Source organism: Paenibacillus sp. YAF4_2, from assembly GCF_052113225.1.
In the GTDB taxonomy this organism is placed as follows: Bacteria; Bacillota; Bacilli; order Paenibacillales; family Paenibacillaceae; genus Pristimantibacillus.
This window is the reverse complement of the sequence record NZ_JBFRCT010000005.1, coordinates 167,915-181,863: the sequence shown is the minus strand read 5'-3', so window position 1 is coordinate 181,863 and position 13,949 is coordinate 167,915. Positions and strand designations below refer to the sequence as shown.

Below are 13,949 nucleotides of genomic sequence, written 5' to 3'. Positions count from 1 at the left end.
ATGCGGCGTAAATATTAACATTTTGCAACGGTTTTCACTGAAATCTGCCAGCTATGGGCATAGTGAGCGACCTATCAAGACAAGCTATCTTGAGGCCACTTGCCTAGCGAAAAGCCCGCAGGAACTCAACAGCCTTGCGGATATCCTCTTCCGGCTGCTGCCCAACTTCGCGCTCAATCGTCAAATAACCGTTGAACCCGATATCCTGAAGCGCCTTCAGGTAACGGTCAAAAGGAACACTGCCTTCACCAAGCGGTACTTCACGGAATAAAGCCCCGTCCGTTACCATATCGGCGATAACGTTATGGTCCATCTTGTTATAACCCAAGTAGCCGTACACCTGACGAGGATCTACTTCAGCCGCCAGCTTCAGTCCATCCTTCGCATGGGTATGCACAATGTAATCCTTCAGCAAATACACACCTTGGACCGGATCATCTCCCGTTACCATCACCATATTTGCCGGGTCAAAATTGACCGACACGCCGTTTGTCGATAACGAATCGAGGAACGATTTCAATCGCGCAGCAGGCTCCGGTCCTGTCTCGATTGCAAAATACGCCCCCATGCTGCTCGCATAGCTGCTCAGCACTTCACATGAGCTCTGCATCGCGGCATAAATCGCCGATTCTGTGTCCTCGGGTACAATGCCAATATGCGTTGTCACGATGTTCGTTCCTAGATCAAGTGCCAGCTCCAGAATCCGCTTCGACTTCTCGATCTTAGCCGGATTCGCTGCCGCGTCTTGGAAACCATGGCCGCCAAGATCACCGCACAAGGCGGATATGGTTAATCCCAGCGAATCAATTTGATCCTTCAGCTCACGCCGTGCCGAAGCCGACAAGTTCGCAGGATCGGTCTCGCCGCTGACCGCGTAGATCTGTACGCCTTCTGCGCCAACCTCCACAGCCTTCTTCAAACCTTCTTGCAGACCAATTCCGAAGCTCTCGACAATAACGCCGATTGGATTGCTAATCTTTGTTCTCACCAGATCCGTCATCGTTTATACGCCCTCCTTCATTGCAGCTGCTGCTTCAGACACTGCATCTGATTCCAATATAACCTCTGCCCCAAGCGCGGATGACTGATAGACCGCCTCAAGCATCCGCATCAGCTCAACGCCATCCTCTACTGGACTGATCGGCTCGGCTTTTCCGAAGCAGCAATCTACAAAATGCGCAATCTCCTGATTAAAGCTGTCCTGGAACTGGAAGTCCAGATGATCCAGCTGCGGCTCGATATTCACGATTTTGTTGAACTGCTCGGTTACGATCACCAGCTTCGGATCAAGCTCCGCTCCGCCTTTGGTTCCGTAAATTTTGCTGCTCATCTCGTTCTGAGCGGCATGCAGTGTATAGCTGATATCCACGTACAGCGAAGCACCGTTCTCGAAGCGGATCAGCGCATTGGCCATATCCTCGACATCGTTAAGCGAAGCATTGTAGTCCGCTGCCTTATAAAAGCTTAAACCTTCAATATGCGACCGGTTGCCCAGCTTCCTGTACGTATTCCCGCTCACGGAGACCGGCTTTGGCTTGCCCATCAGATACCAGCACAAATCAATCATATGTACTCCGATATCAATCAGCGGGCCGCCGCCCGAACGCGTGGCATCCGAGAACCACCCGCCAGGATTGCCAAGACGGCGGATAGCGGATGCTTTCGCATAATAGATTTCTCCAAGCTGCCCGCTCTCTGCATATTGTTTCACAAGCTGTGCTTGATCGGCATAGCGGCGTACAAAGCCAACAAGCAGCAGTTTGCCGGAACGCTTCACCGCTTCCTGCACGGTTAGTGCTTGTTCCACAGTCTGGGCAAGCGGTTTCTCGCATAACACATGTTTGCCGGCGAGCAGCGCAGAAACAGCAATTTCGGCATGACTATTATTCCAGGTGCAGATGCTTACTGCATCAATGTCCGGATTAGTCAGCAGTTCTATATAGTTATCATAAACATGAGGGATGCCATAAGCTGCAGCCTTCTCCTGCGCACGCTCTCCGTTCATATCCGCAATTGCTGTGAGCTCCACCTCAGGATGAACCGAATAAGCATGCAAATGTGAACTCGAAATCGACCCTGCTCCAATAACTCCAACCTTTAATTTCGCCATTGCCAGCATCTCCTCCATGTTTCCTATAATCAGTTGCAATCAGATCTATGTTCAATTTATCATGAGATTAAAAAGAGAGGAATGAACAGCATGGCTCAATTCATGGATTATATGATCAGCCCAAAGCCCCTCCGCGTTGTCGATTTGACGCTTGATCCTGCCAAGCTGTCCGTTCGTTCTCTCGTCATTCGGAATGCAGGCTATTTGCCCGGCCGCACTCATTATCGGCAAGGGGCTGTTTTCACCTATTGGGCGATCGTTTATATTGCGGGAGGATCGGGCACTTATCGGGTGAACCATGGAGAACAGCAGCGCGTGACAGAGGGCAGCCTCTTCTTGTTCCAGCCTGGTGTCCACTATGATTATGGTCCAGACCCAGGCGGTTATTGGGATGAGTACTATTTTACAATTGAAGGGACAAGGTCGCAGGAATGGCTGGGCCATTGGCCAATTCAGCAGAATACGGTCATGCATCCGGGTGAGGATGCCTCGTCGCAGAACCGGATCGACCGGATCTTCGCGTTAATGGAAAGTGGTACACCTGCCAACGCCGACCGCGCTTCCCTTCTGCTTGAATCACTCGTCTATGATTGGGTGCAGCTCTGCCAAGCTTCCCCCGCCGGGGGCAAGACAACAAGGCTTGCCCAGCTGTTAGAGGCTTTGTCCGCCACGCTTCATGAGCCGTTCGACCCTGCAGCTTTTGCTGAGCGTCATCACTGGGCGTTGTCGACACTTCGTCGTACCGTCAGTGAATACACGGGCTTCGCCCTGCATGAATACGTCCATCGGCTGAAGATGGCGGAAGCCAAAAACCGCCTGCTCAATACCGAGCAGACGGTTAAGGAAATCGCTGGAGCGCTTGGCTACAGCGATGTATTTTATTTTTCGCGGCTATTCAAGAAAATTACCGGTGAAGCGCCTCAGCTTTTCCGCAAAAACATGCGCTCGGTACGCTGATTCCGTTACAAATTCCCAAGTCTTAATGCAAAGCGGCTTTGACGGGACGCAATGGTCTGCAGATGCTTGAAGTTCGGATGAACGACCAGATCGTCCAGATAGGCAGACTCCATGCTGCCGGTCTCGCGCATTTTGTTAAGGGCAGTAACAATCTCATCGCCCGACTCGATCCCGATGCCATGGCCGAAGAAGAGATTTTCCGACAGCTTCACAACATTTTCCCCTTGCCATTCGGGTGTATCCTTGTCAAAGTCCGGATTACGGAAGTACATCACATCACCCGGCAGCGCTTCATTCTTGTTATGTGTTGTAATGAACCACAAATCGCTGTCGTGATTCCAGTCCCGCAAATATAAAGGGTTGAACAGCGAGTTGAACATCTGCTCCCCGATCGTATCCAGCACGGCCTTATACAACACGATTACGATTGCCGTTGCACATTCGAACCCATATTCCTCGCCATTTTGAAAAATATCATTAATCGCATCGGACGGCCGAACATCTGGATTCATCTGAAATCCGCCGTTGTCCGTCCGTGTCCAGTATTGCTCGTTGCATCTGGAATGACGGAATACCGCAAAGTCAGCCCGGCTGTCCTGCAGCATCCTGGCCGCATTCACGATCCGATCCCTTAGTCTCAGCTCGAAATAAAGCTCATCCATTGAATCATAGCGATAAACGACTGGACTGTTTTGCTTACCCTGCAGCACTTCACGCTCCACCGGCGTTAACGCAAACGGGTTAACCTGTCCGGCGTCACTGCCCGAAATCAGAAGCATTGTATTACCCCTCCCATGATCATGCCATGGGTTATTGTACGTGTGAGGGGTATAATTGGTGCTCTGCTGCCGCTTGCTGCTTAGTGGCTAAAGAACGCAAGCTGGATAAAGAACAGTACCGCAAATACGTAAAAAATCGGATGAACGTCTTTGCCTTTGCCACGGATTAGCTTCAGAATCGGATACACGATAAAGCCGACGCCAATCCCTGTTGCAATACTGTACGTAAGCGGCATAAGAACAACGATTAGAAACGCAGGGAATGCCTCTTCAATGTCATTCCATTCGATCTTGCGCAGCACGTTGATCATCAGGAAGCCTACGATAATCAGTGCAGGAGCCGTGATTGCCGGGATGCCCGCCAGCACGGCTACCGTAGGGGAGAAGAAGAGCGTCAGCGCGAGCAGCACACAAACTGTGATTGCTGTAAGCCCCGTTCTGCCACCAACAGCAACACCTGAGCTCGACTCGACATAAGCGGATGTTGGGCTAGTACCCAGAAGGGCACCTGTGGTTGTTCCGATCGCATCGGCAAGTAAAGCGCCGCGCGAACGCGGGAATTTATTATCTTTCAACAGGCCAGCCTGCTCGGCTACGCCAAGCATGGTGCCGGTTGTATCGAACAGGGTAATAAGCAGGAACGTGAAGATAACGGCATAAAGACCATTTTTGAACACGCCGCCAATATCCAGTTGGAAAAATGTTGCATTAAGTCCCGTAGGAAGCGACGCCCAGGTATCCGGCAGATGCATCTCACCGGTGATCGCCGCGATAATCGCGGTAATGATCATGCCAATGAACAGGAAGCCTTTGACCCGGTAGGCCATCAGGACAAGCGAGATGATAAGGCCAACAATCGTAAGCAATGTCATCGGCTGCGACAGATCACCCATCGTAATGAGCGTTGCTGGCGAAGCGACGACGATTTTTGCATTTTGCAGACCAATAAACGTAATAAATAAGCCAATCCCGGCTGTAATTGCATGCTTCAGGCTTGTTGGGATGGCATCCAGCAGCATATAGCGGAAGGATGTCAGCGACAGCAGGATGAAGATAACCCCTGCCACAAACACGGCGCCAAGCGCTGTCTGCCACGATACACCTTCTCCCCCTACCACGGTGAAAGCAAAATACGCGTTAAGGCCCATACCAGGTGCCAGTGCGATTGGATAGTTCGAGAAAAGCCCCATAATAAGCGTTGCTACGATACTTGCAAGAACCGTTGCGATAAAGACACCGTGGAAGTCCATTCCCGCTTCACTTAATACGCCGGGATTTACGATTACGATATAGACCATCGTTAGAAAAGTCGTTACTCCCGCGAGCAATTCCGTCGTTACCGACGTGCCCCGCTCCTTCAATTTAAACAGGCGTTCCATTGTTCGTTCCCTCCGAGTTGTTCGTAATGTCTGGGTACGCTCTTACCTATTGTCTCCTTGTTGGCGGCGAATTAGTAAATATGGGAAAATAAAAAAATCCTACGCCGCGAATTGAGGATAGTAGATACACGTATCCCTTATTCGTAGTTAGGATTTTTGGCTCCTTGTAGAGACCCTCACGCCATATTGATGAGGATATACGAATGTAGCTGATTAGAGTTGTTCAATTAACCTTCATAAGATTAAAGGAGCAGGCAGATGGTGTCAATCCTTTTTTGCGAAATTTGTCGTCTATTCACGAACTATTGGTTTAATGACGTCGAAAACGTTCGCCTTCCTGGCAAATCGTCGAACTTCCAGTTCCACAGTCCTCAGCGGCTGACGAATTGTCCCCGTTTAGGCGAATTCAATCGGATCAGCACTTCTTTTAGCGATATACCACTACCTTTGTCAGGCTGGCAGGGAGTTGGCTCGCGGGGACGAATAAGTCTCACTAGTGACAAATGAATGAGGTGATGAAATGACGTTACTCAAAACAAAAGAGGCTGCCCAGCAGCTCGTCGTCAGCGAAACAACCATCAGACGTTGGGTGTCCACCTTCCCTGCATCCTTCCGGAAGGACATGTTCGGACACTACATCTTTGATGCTCCCGCGATGAACAAGCTTCGGCAGGTGAAAGGCCAGCTCGATGCCGGCACAGCGCTGTACGACATTAAGCTTCCTACGCTGGCGGAAGAAGAAGCATTGGCTGCGTTAGCAGCAGAAGTGGTTGGAGCTGGGGCTCCGGTTCAAGCTGATACGTTGGCGAATGGTGCTGGTGGTAGTAATGCTGGTTCTACTGTTGAGCGTACCGCTGCTTTAGGTCGTAATGCTAACTCTAGTGTACTCGTCGTTGATCGTGCAGGTAATGTTCGTAATGCTGGTCCTGGTGAAGTTGATTTAGCCACAGCAGAGATTACTACAGGCATTGAGCATGCTGCAGCTGGTGCTGGCGGTAATAGCATAATGACTATTGCACCACATGCAAGCGATGCTGACCAATCGCATGAAGCTTCGCAAGTAACCGTCCCTACTGCCCCTATCCGTCCCTCATCTCACCTATTCGATGAACCAGATCCGATGCTCGAGCGTCTTAATGCCATAGAGAACGCCCTGTCCCAAAAGGCCGATGAAGTCGTTACCGTCCAGCTGCTCCATCATCGCAAAGAATTAGAGGAGCTTCGCAAGTCGCTGACTGAGCTGGCTGCTACTATCGAAGCGATCCGTAACCCAGAGCAGCAGAGTGCAGCCTTCGAGATTGCACAGTCCATGGAGACAGATGGCAAACGTAAGAAACGTGGCTTCCGTTCGTTCTTTTTCTTCTGAAACGGGTAAAACAAAGGACCTAACTCCCTCCACTCTCGCTGTTGCTCCGCATTCATCCCGCGGAAGTCAGGCCGAGTGAAGCCGGGTTAGGTCCTTTTTGGCTTGTCTATTTGTCCTGCCTGCTCGATGGCTGCCACTGTAAGACGGATTCCGGCCTTACAGCTAAACAGCTATGATCAATTAGCTGCTGCTATCCCCCTATAGACAATCGATCAGTGTAATCCATCGCAGCCTGAGCGATCTGCGCTAAGTCATGTCCCTGAGCCAACAACTGCTGATTGTTGAACAGAAAATAAGCTGGGTAACTCTCTTCCGTCTGCAGCTGCTGCACAGCCTTTTTCCCTTCCTCCGTTTGTACATCGTAGATCACGGGCGTGAACCGGCCGGCCATGGCTGCCACCATATCATTAACGGCCTTCGTTTCTTCCTGCACTTTCTCCTTCACTAAGGCGACAAGCTGCAAATCCCCTTCATCTGCCGTCAGAAACGGCGTATAATCCGGCACTGGTGCCGGTGTCTGGTCCTTACTTTGACCACAGCCTGCAAGTATCATCACCACCAGGCATACGACTATCCACACTCTAACCATATGTAACTCTCCTTCAGCCAAAAATAGAAAAGAGCCAGCCCCCGAGCAGCGCCTCGTGTCAGATGGTATCTAACAAGAGGCGCCGTTCACCTAAGATGGGCCGGCCCTGTTTAATTACTTCGTCAGCTTCACGTCTTGCGGATGCGGCTCACTTGCGAGCTGTGCTGCGAGCGCGTTGGACGCTACCTGCTCTGGATCTTTGCAGCCCGGGATAACAGCCGTAACGGCCGGATGCTTGAGGCACCACGCCAATGCCCAGCTTGCCATGTCCATGCCTTGCGGCACTTCCTCGCGCTGAATACGCTCAACTTCCTTCAGCTTCTCCTGCGTACTCTCGGCATCATGCCGATGACGCACGTCGGTACTGCTGAATACCGCTCCCGGCTTGTACTTGCCGCTCAAGTAACCGCTGGCGAGCGGAACACGTGCAAGAACACCAAGGTCCTGGCGCTGACAAGACGGGAATACCTGCTCTTCCGGCACACGGTCAAGGCGGTTGTACACGACTTGAATCGCGCGGGAGCCTACTTTCGAAGAAGCTTCCGTCTGATGAATGTTCGCGTTACTGCCTATCGAGGTACCGAGGAAGCGGATTTTTCCCGCCTGCACCTGCTTGTCCAGTGTCGTCCACAATTCATCGTTATCGAAGAGATGGTCAGGCCCGGAATGGAACTGATAAAGATCAATGTAGTCTGTTTTTAATGCCTTTAAAGATGCATCCAGCTGCTCGATTACACCCGCCGGGTCGAATACATCCGTACGAGTAAACCGTTCATGGAAGTGATGACCGAACTTCGTTGCAAGTATCCAGTCCTCACGATTGCGGCGGCTGATATAATCGCCAATAAGAGATTCTGAGAGATGATCGCCGTAACATTCTGCTGTGTCAATCAGGTTGATGCCAAGCTCATGCCCTTTGTCGAGGACCGCATCCGCTTCACTTTGCGTATACTCACGTCCCCATTCTCCTCCGAACTGCCATGTTCCGATGCCAATGACAGATACGTTAAGATCTGTACTTCCGAGTCTCCGGTATTTCACAATCGCCACTCCTTCCAATTTTAACTAAACTGCATCCTTTATCATAACATTACACGCCAGAGTAAGCCATAAAGCCGCCGTCGACCGGAACTGTAATCCCCGTTACAAAGCCGGATACACTGTCATCAGCCAGCCACACTAAAGTGCCAAGCAAATCTTCCGGTTTGCCGAAACGGCGCATCGGAGTGTGCGTAATGATTTTATTCGAACGATCTGTTAAAGAGCCGTCTTCATTGGTGAGCAGCTTGCGGTTTTGTTCCGTCAGGAAAAAGCCCGGAGCAATCGCATTTACGCGAATGCCGACATCCGCCATATGAACAGCGAGCCATTGCGTAAAGTTATTGATTGCAGCTTTTGCTGCGCTGTATGCAGGAACCTTCGTCATTGGGCTTGGTGCACTCATCGAGGACATATTGATCACCGTTGCACCCGGCTTATTGATCATTTGCTTCGCAAATATTTGTGTCGGAATAAGTGTGCCAAGAAGGTTCAGGTCGAATACGAAACCAAAGCCCTCTTTTTTCAAATCAAAAAAGGTCGTAACGTCCGGGTTCTCCAGATCGTCTGGATGGAAAGTTTCCTTGGTCGTAATGCCGTCCGGATGGTTGCCGCCGGCACCGTTGATCAGAATATCACAGCTGCCGAGTGACTCAAGTACAATCGCGCTAGCCTGCTTCACGCTCTCCGCATCCACCACGTTACAGGCAACAGCAATCGCTGTTCCGCCTGCTTCGCGAATATCACGTGCTACGGCTTCGCCTTTTTCCGCGGTCCGATTCAGGATCGCAACCCTCACACCCTGGCGTCCAAGCTCTCTGGCCATCTCCGCGCAGAGCACACCGCTTCCTCCGGTGATAACTGCAACTTTTCCTGCTAGATTCTCATGATTAGGTACCATGTTAGGCATTCCCCTTTCTATTACGTTCAAGTCCATCCCATACTCCCCACAGATACATGATGCCAAGCGCGCGGTCATACAGACCGTAGCCAGGGCGGCACTCTTCATCCCAAATATGACGGCCATGGTCTGGACGCACATAACCTTGGAATCCACTCTCGTGGTACGCCCTTACCACTTCGGCAATATCGACGGTACCGTCACTCGATTTGTGGGAAGTCTCGATAAAATCACCATTCTCATACACGCGTACGTTACGGATATGCGCAAAAGGAATCCGGTCCGCAAATTCACGTACGAGCGCTGGAATATCGTTATCTGGATTCGCGCCAAGCGAACCGCTGCACAGCGTCAAGCCGTTCGAAGGGCTGTCCACCAGCTTCAGCAGTCTCGCCAGATTATCGCGATTCGTCACGATGCGCGGTAGGCCAAATACCGAGTAAGGAGGATCATCCGGGTGGATGGCCATCTTGATATCATGCTTCTCGGCTACAGGAATGACCTGCTCCAGGAAGTATTGAAGGTTGTTGAAAAGATCCTCTTCCTTCACGTCCTTATAAGCCTCGAACAAAGGCGCAAGATGCTTCAGGCGCTCCGGTTCCCAGCCTGGCATCGAATAGGAAGAATTTCCGGCAATGCTCTCTACCAGCTCTTCCGCACTCATGCTTAGGATTTTGGCTTTATCGAAGAATAGCGCAGTAGAGCCATCTTCCATTTCTTTAAACAGATCGGTCCGCATCCAATCGAAAATCGGCATAAAGTTGTAGCAGATGACTTTAACGCCAACTGTCGCCAGCTTCTCGATCGTGCGTTTGTAGTTCTCGATATATTTGTCTCTTGTAGGCCGGCCAAGCTTAATGTCATCGTGTACGTTTACGCTTTCGACGACTTCCAGATGGAAGCCATTCTCGTCGGCAAGCTTCTTATAAGCCATGATTTTATCCATTGGCCATTCTTCGCCAGCTGGAACGTCATGCAGTGCCCACACGAGTCCCTCAACACCTGGAATTTGTTTAATTTGCGTAAGTGTTACAGAGTCATTACCTTCCCCATACCAACGAAATGTCATTTTCAATGTCCATTCACCCTCCCCAAGATTGTTCGCTATCGTTAGTCTATAAAATAATCCGGATGAGCTTTCCGCAACTGCGGCAGCTCGTTGTCCAGCTTACGAATATGCTGCGCAAGCCGCTCAGCCACTAGCTGCTCGCTTCCCGCACGAATCGCTTCATACAAGAGACGGTGCTCCTCTATTACACGATCTGTATGGCCAAATTGGTCTATAGCCAGATACCTTGCCCGATTGAGATGCCCGCGCATGTAATAGATCATCTGCAGCAGCGTATCATTACCGGCAAGCTCAAGAATAGCGCGGTGAAAAGCCTCATCCAGCTGCAGAAACTGTGCAATATCTTTTGCATCCGATGCAGCCTGCTGCTGCTTCAGCATTGCTTCGATCGAAGCGCTTGCAGCGGATCGATCACGTTCGCCCCATTTGGCAGCTGCAAGCTTGAAGGCCCCAAGCTCAAGCTGTTCCCGGATAAAACGGGCCTCGCTAACCTTACGCGCAGAGATAAGCGCGATTCGCGTCCCCCGCTGCGGCAGCACCTCCAGAAGCTGTTCGCTGACGAGCAGCCGGATGGCTTCCCGCACCGGTGTGCGGCTTACCTTCATCGTGTCGGCCAGCTCATTCTCGTAAATCATCGTGCCCGGTGCAAGCCGGAACGAAACGATGCTCTCCCGGATCGATTCATAGATCTGGTCGCCTAGCGTCTTGCGCTGCTTCTGCGGCTGCAGCGGCGATAATAACGTCATCTATGCCGCCTCCTTTCCTGTATGATTTCTATCTTCTACTTTACTTGTATTCTTGTATACAAGTAAAGACCTAAATTTTTTTTGAGCCTAACGATGTCCCGCATCGTTAAGCTCGTCCATTTCTACCGTTAACTAAACTCCGTCAGAATCAAGATGAGCGTGAGCGCCGATATACAAATAATTCCGCCAATTATGGAAAACAGCATGCTGCCAACTCTTCCCCGCTTGGCATCCTCATACCCTTGAATAAACAAGACGATGCCTAACAAGATCACAACCAGACTAGTCGATACACGGCTCGGGATATTCCCCGTTACGCCTAATATGATCAAAACAAGATATGCGGCTGTTGCAGCGTATTTGATGGTCCGCCACCGTTTCAGTCTCATCCCGCCATCAGATCCCCCTTGCCAAAGTTTCCACTTCCACAAGCATGTACCAAAGATTATACAGGATATGGAATCTTCCTGCGACAGAAAAAAAGGACCGCTGCCGGTCCCCTTCCAACCGGAATGTCAGCCGGACTTCGGCTTGCCATCCCCTATTAATCACCCGTAATAGGTTACATCCACTGTTGAACCAATTGGCATCAATTCTTCGGCATAATAACGGATTTTGCTCTTCGCATTATCTGTGAAAGGAGAGTGGCTGTAAGCGGCCAAATGCACAGTTCCCGTACGAACATCATACCGGTTGAAGGAGACAACAACCCCTGCAAACAAATTGTTCAAGACCGTAAACACGGCCGACTGGTCCAATTTGCCCCGCAGCGCAGTCTTTCGGAGATCCTCATCAGGTGAATCGCTAGGCACTTGATCCTTCGCCGCCTCGTCATAGGGCTTTACCATTACGCAAATATCAGGTGACATCCACTCGCTTGCATAACGGTGCAGCTTGGCGGCATCTTCTTCGGACAACGCAAGCTGGTCGTCCCATGCATAAATAATCGCTTTATGATGACCACAGCTGCGAATGGTGACATATCGAATATGCGGAAAACGTTGTCTAACTGCTTGTTCCCACCAAAGACGAGTTCCCATCGCAATACCACCTTTTCCCGAGTATTTTGGCATCCTCCACAAAACTGATAGCGCTTACAATATTGTATGGCTCACCGTTCAAACTATGCCTCAAAGCAGGGAAAGGTTCAACCTTTCCCTCTTCATTTTAACTGCGGTTTAATAAGGATTCAATACACTATCGCGATCATGAATCAGGTCTGAAACCGTGACCATCTCGAACCCTCGCTTCTGCAGCTCCGGTAAAATCAGCTTCAAAGCTTCAACAGTCTGCATCGAGCGCGGAACATAGTCGTGTAGCAGAATTATGTCCCCATTACGGGCGTTGTTCAGCACTTTGTTTACGATTTTGTGCACGCCGGGGGCGCGCCAGTCATTCGTATCCTGATGCCAGGACCATAACACTGTGGTGTAGCCGTACTTCTTGGCAATGGCAATCATTCGCTCATTATAAAAACCGCCCGGCGGGCGGAACAATAAGGGCTTCTTGCCTGTCAACTGCTCTAAAGCCTGCTCTGTCCGGACGATTTCACTTTGCATCGTTTCGGTGTTCTTTTTCTGCAGGAAATACACATGGTTAAACGTATGGTTCGCGACCTCATGCCCCTCTGCGATTTCCCTCTTCACCGTCTCCGGGAAGCTTTCTACCCGGGTACCCACAACGAAGAAGGTAGCCTTCGCATGATATTCCTTCAGAAGATCCAGAATCAGCTCCGTTGTTTCCGGGTATGGACCGTCATCAAACGTAAGAGCGATCTTCTTGCTCTCACCTGGCACTTCCCAAATGATCTCGCCGCGGCTTTCATAATAAGCTCTGTTTTTGGTTACTTCCGGGGCAGTAAAACCGCATAAAAGCGCCGTTACCGCCGCACCCAATATGAGTCGTCTCATAGCAATGGCGTTACTCCTCCTTAGGATGGCATCACAGGTATTATTCCGCAATTGTGCCGCCATATCCCTATCCGGCGAAAACGCTGTCCGCGACGTGATTAATTGCCTTGTTCTTTTGCAAAGCGAGCGACTTCGTCCTCTGTTGGCATACCGGTCTGCGCTCCAAATTTGGTAACCGCCAGCGCCGATGCCATTGAGGCATAATCCACCGCATCCCTAAGTGTCCGGCCGGAAGCTAGTGCTACGGCTAGTGCAGCATTATAGCAATCTCCTGCTCCAGTGGTATCGACAACCGGCATTCGATAGCCTGCAACCCTGATTAGCTGACCCTCAACTTCATCCAGGTAAGCCGAGCCGCTAGCACCAAGCGTCGTCACAACATGTGCAGCGCCAAGCTCCATCATCCGGTGAATGGCTGGCTCAAGTGAATTTCCGTCTGCACTCATTGCGGTATATCCGCTAAGCTCCGTCCGGTTTGGCGTAAAGTAATCGACCAGACCAAACAGTTCTTCCGGCAGCTCCTGGGCAGGTGCAGGATTAAGAACAACAAGCTTGCCAAGCGACTTCGCTTTACGTGCTGCATACAGCACCGTCTCCACCGGAATTTCAAGCTGCAGCAGCACGATATCTGCCTCCTTCAGCTTGTCCTCGCAGCGGTCGATATCTGTCGGCTCCACAAGTCCGTTTGCCCCAGGAACCACAACGATACTGTTGTCCCCTTCTGCCACGTAAATGGATGCAATACCGGACGCTGTGCCAGAAACCCTCCGTACACCAGTAATATCTATACCGTCCTTCTGAAGGCTCGCAAGCAGCTCTTCGCCAAAGGCATCATCTCCTACCGCTCCGATCATCGCCGTATGAGCGCCGAGACGTGCTCCTGCAACCGCCTGATTCGCTCCCTTACCGCCCGGGATAAAGCGAACGCGCTCTCCGGTAATCGTCTCTCCTACCTGCGGATAAGCTTTGGTCTCCACAACAATATCCATATTTAAGCTGCCAATGACGACAAGCTTTGGTCTGCTCACAGCTGATCCCTTCCTTCTTCGTAATTGCGGCGACTATACCACAGCATGTGGAAAATAGCAATTGAACTCCTTCACCC

At 50.9% G+C, this 13,949-nt stretch carries 15 protein-coding genes and 1 riboswitch; of the genes, 2 read left to right on the top strand and 13 right to left on the bottom strand.

The genetic code is table 11. The features are described 5' to 3' along the window. Nucleotides 1–103: 103 nt before the first annotated feature. Both AB4Y93_RS13905 and AB4Y93_RS13900 read right to left on the bottom strand, forming a co-directional pair. On the bottom strand, nt 104–1,000 hold the full coding sequence (locus tag AB4Y93_RS13905) for a sugar phosphate isomerase/epimerase family protein (RefSeq protein WP_441892855.1): 897 nt from the start codon (nt 998–1,000) through the stop codon (nt 104–106). Nucleotides 1,001–1,003: 3 nt separating this feature from the next. After that, nucleotides 1,004–2,110, bottom strand: a complete 1,107-nt coding sequence (locus AB4Y93_RS13900) for a Gfo/Idh/MocA family protein (protein ID WP_441892853.1) — start codon at nt 2,108–2,110, stop codon at nt 1,004–1,006. A gap of 90 nt (nt 2,111–2,200) precedes the next feature. Between AB4Y93_RS13900 and AB4Y93_RS13895 the strand changes: the two genes are divergently transcribed. Further along, complete coding sequence (locus AB4Y93_RS13895; protein WP_441892851.1) at nt 2,201–3,067, top strand: helix-turn-helix domain-containing protein; 867 nt, start codon at nt 2,201–2,203, stop codon at nt 3,065–3,067. Nucleotides 3,068–3,072: 5 nt separating this feature from the next. Here the strand turns inward: AB4Y93_RS13895 and AB4Y93_RS13890 are convergent, their stop codons facing one another. Further along, nucleotides 3,073–3,846 (bottom strand): protein-glutamine gamma-glutamyltransferase, encoded by a 774-nt coding sequence (locus tag AB4Y93_RS13890; protein WP_441892849.1) that lies wholly within the window; start codon nt 3,844–3,846, stop codon nt 3,073–3,075. Nucleotides 3,847–3,926: 80 nt separating this feature from the next. After that, nucleotides 3,927–5,225 (bottom strand): NCS2 family permease, encoded by a 1,299-nt coding sequence (locus AB4Y93_RS13885; RefSeq protein ID WP_441892847.1) that lies wholly within the window; start codon nt 5,223–5,225, stop codon nt 3,927–3,929. A 124-nt stretch (nt 5,226–5,349) separates the two neighbouring features. Next, a riboswitch (purine riboswitch) is annotated at nt 5,350–5,448 on the bottom strand. Between the two features lie 297 nt (nt 5,449–5,745). On the opposite strand from AB4Y93_RS13885, the gene AB4Y93_RS13880 reads away from it, so the two are divergent. Then, entirely contained in the window at nt 5,746–6,591 is an 846-nt protein-coding gene (locus AB4Y93_RS13880; RefSeq protein ID WP_441892845.1) for a MerR family transcriptional regulator, read from the top strand. 190 nt (nt 6,592–6,781) lie between these two features. Here AB4Y93_RS13880 and AB4Y93_RS13875 read toward each other — a convergent pair whose 3' ends face one another. The 9 genes from AB4Y93_RS13875 to rbsK form a co-directional block, all read right to left on the bottom strand. Further along, the gene (locus AB4Y93_RS13875; protein WP_441892843.1) at nt 6,782–7,180 is read right to left on the bottom strand and encodes a hypothetical protein; all 399 of its coding nucleotides are present in this window, start codon (nt 7,178–7,180) and stop codon (nt 6,782–6,784) included. A gap of 114 nt (nt 7,181–7,294) precedes the next feature. Continuing rightward, nucleotides 7,295–8,221: an aldo/keto reductase gene (locus AB4Y93_RS13870; protein ID WP_441892841.1), complete on the bottom strand. Its 927-nt coding sequence runs from the start codon at nt 8,219–8,221 to the stop codon at nt 7,295–7,297. 49 nt (nt 8,222–8,270) lie between these two features. Beyond that, complete coding sequence (locus AB4Y93_RS13865) at nt 8,271–9,119, bottom strand: SDR family oxidoreductase (protein WP_441892839.1); 849 nt, start codon at nt 9,117–9,119, stop codon at nt 8,271–8,273. A 1-nt stretch (nt 9,120) separates the two neighbouring features. Then, nucleotides 9,121–10,194, bottom strand: coding sequence for a mannonate dehydratase (uxuA, locus tag AB4Y93_RS13860; protein WP_441892837.1), 1,074 nt, complete (start codon nt 10,192–10,194; stop codon nt 9,121–9,123). Between the two features lie 35 nt (nt 10,195–10,229). Next, on the bottom strand, nt 10,230–10,934 hold the full coding sequence (locus AB4Y93_RS13855; RefSeq protein WP_441892835.1) for a GntR family transcriptional regulator: 705 nt from the start codon (nt 10,932–10,934) through the stop codon (nt 10,230–10,232). 128 nt (nt 10,935–11,062) lie between these two features. Further along, entirely contained in the window at nt 11,063–11,323 is a 261-nt protein-coding gene (locus AB4Y93_RS13850; protein WP_167278342.1) for a hypothetical protein, read from the bottom strand. Nucleotides 11,324–11,482: 159 nt separating this feature from the next. Continuing rightward, entirely contained in the window at nt 11,483–11,974 is a 492-nt protein-coding gene (locus AB4Y93_RS13845; RefSeq protein ID WP_441892833.1) for a hypothetical protein, read from the bottom strand. 138 nt (nt 11,975–12,112) lie between these two features. Next, nucleotides 12,113–12,844 carry a polysaccharide deacetylase family protein gene (locus AB4Y93_RS13840; protein ID WP_441892831.1) on the bottom strand — a complete coding sequence of 244 codons (732 nt, stop codon included), beginning with the start codon at nt 12,842–12,844 and terminating at the stop codon, nt 12,113–12,115. Between the two features lie 98 nt (nt 12,845–12,942). Beyond that, nucleotides 12,943–13,872: a ribokinase gene (gene rbsK / locus AB4Y93_RS13835; protein ID WP_441892829.1), complete on the bottom strand. Its 930-nt coding sequence runs from the start codon at nt 13,870–13,872 to the stop codon at nt 12,943–12,945. Nucleotides 13,873–13,949: the final 77 nt, after the last annotated feature.

Excerpts from the sequence above, each read along its gene's own strand:
- AB4Y93_RS13905 (WP_441892855.1), bottom strand. The coding sequence starts at position 1,000 with ATGACGGATCTGGTGAGAACAAAGATTAGCAATCCAATCGGCGTTATT.
- AB4Y93_RS13900 (WP_441892853.1), bottom strand. The coding sequence starts at position 2,110 with ATGGCGAAATTAAAGGTTGGAGTTATTGGAGCAGGGTCGATTTCGAGT.
- AB4Y93_RS13895 (WP_441892851.1), top strand. The coding sequence starts at position 2,201 with ATGGCTCAATTCATGGATTATATGATCAGCCCAAAGCCCCTCCGCGTT.
- AB4Y93_RS13890 (WP_441892849.1), bottom strand. The coding sequence starts at position 3,846 with ATGCTTCTGATTTCGGGCAGTGACGCCGGACAGGTTAACCCGTTTGCG.
- AB4Y93_RS13885 (WP_441892847.1), bottom strand. The coding sequence starts at position 5,225 with ATGGAACGCCTGTTTAAATTGAAGGAGCGGGGCACGTCGGTAACGACG.
- AB4Y93_RS13880 (WP_441892845.1), top strand. The coding sequence starts at position 5,746 with ATGACGTTACTCAAAACAAAAGAGGCTGCCCAGCAGCTCGTCGTCAGC.
- AB4Y93_RS13875 (WP_441892843.1), bottom strand. The coding sequence starts at position 7,180 with ATGGTTAGAGTGTGGATAGTCGTATGCCTGGTGGTGATGATACTTGCA.
- AB4Y93_RS13865 (WP_441892839.1), bottom strand. The coding sequence starts at position 9,119 with ATGGTACCTAATCATGAGAATCTAGCAGGAAAAGTTGCAGTTATCACC.
- AB4Y93_RS13855 (WP_441892835.1), bottom strand. The coding sequence starts at position 10,934 with ATGACGTTATTATCGCCGCTGCAGCCGCAGAAGCAGCGCAAGACGCTA.
- AB4Y93_RS13850 (WP_167278342.1), bottom strand. The coding sequence starts at position 11,323 with ATGAGACTGAAACGGTGGCGGACCATCAAATACGCTGCAACAGCCGCA.
- AB4Y93_RS13845 (WP_441892833.1), bottom strand. The coding sequence starts at position 11,974 with ATGGGAACTCGTCTTTGGTGGGAACAAGCAGTTAGACAACGTTTTCCG.
- AB4Y93_RS13840 (WP_441892831.1), bottom strand. The coding sequence starts at position 12,844 with ATGAGACGACTCATATTGGGTGCGGCGGTAACGGCGCTTTTATGCGGT.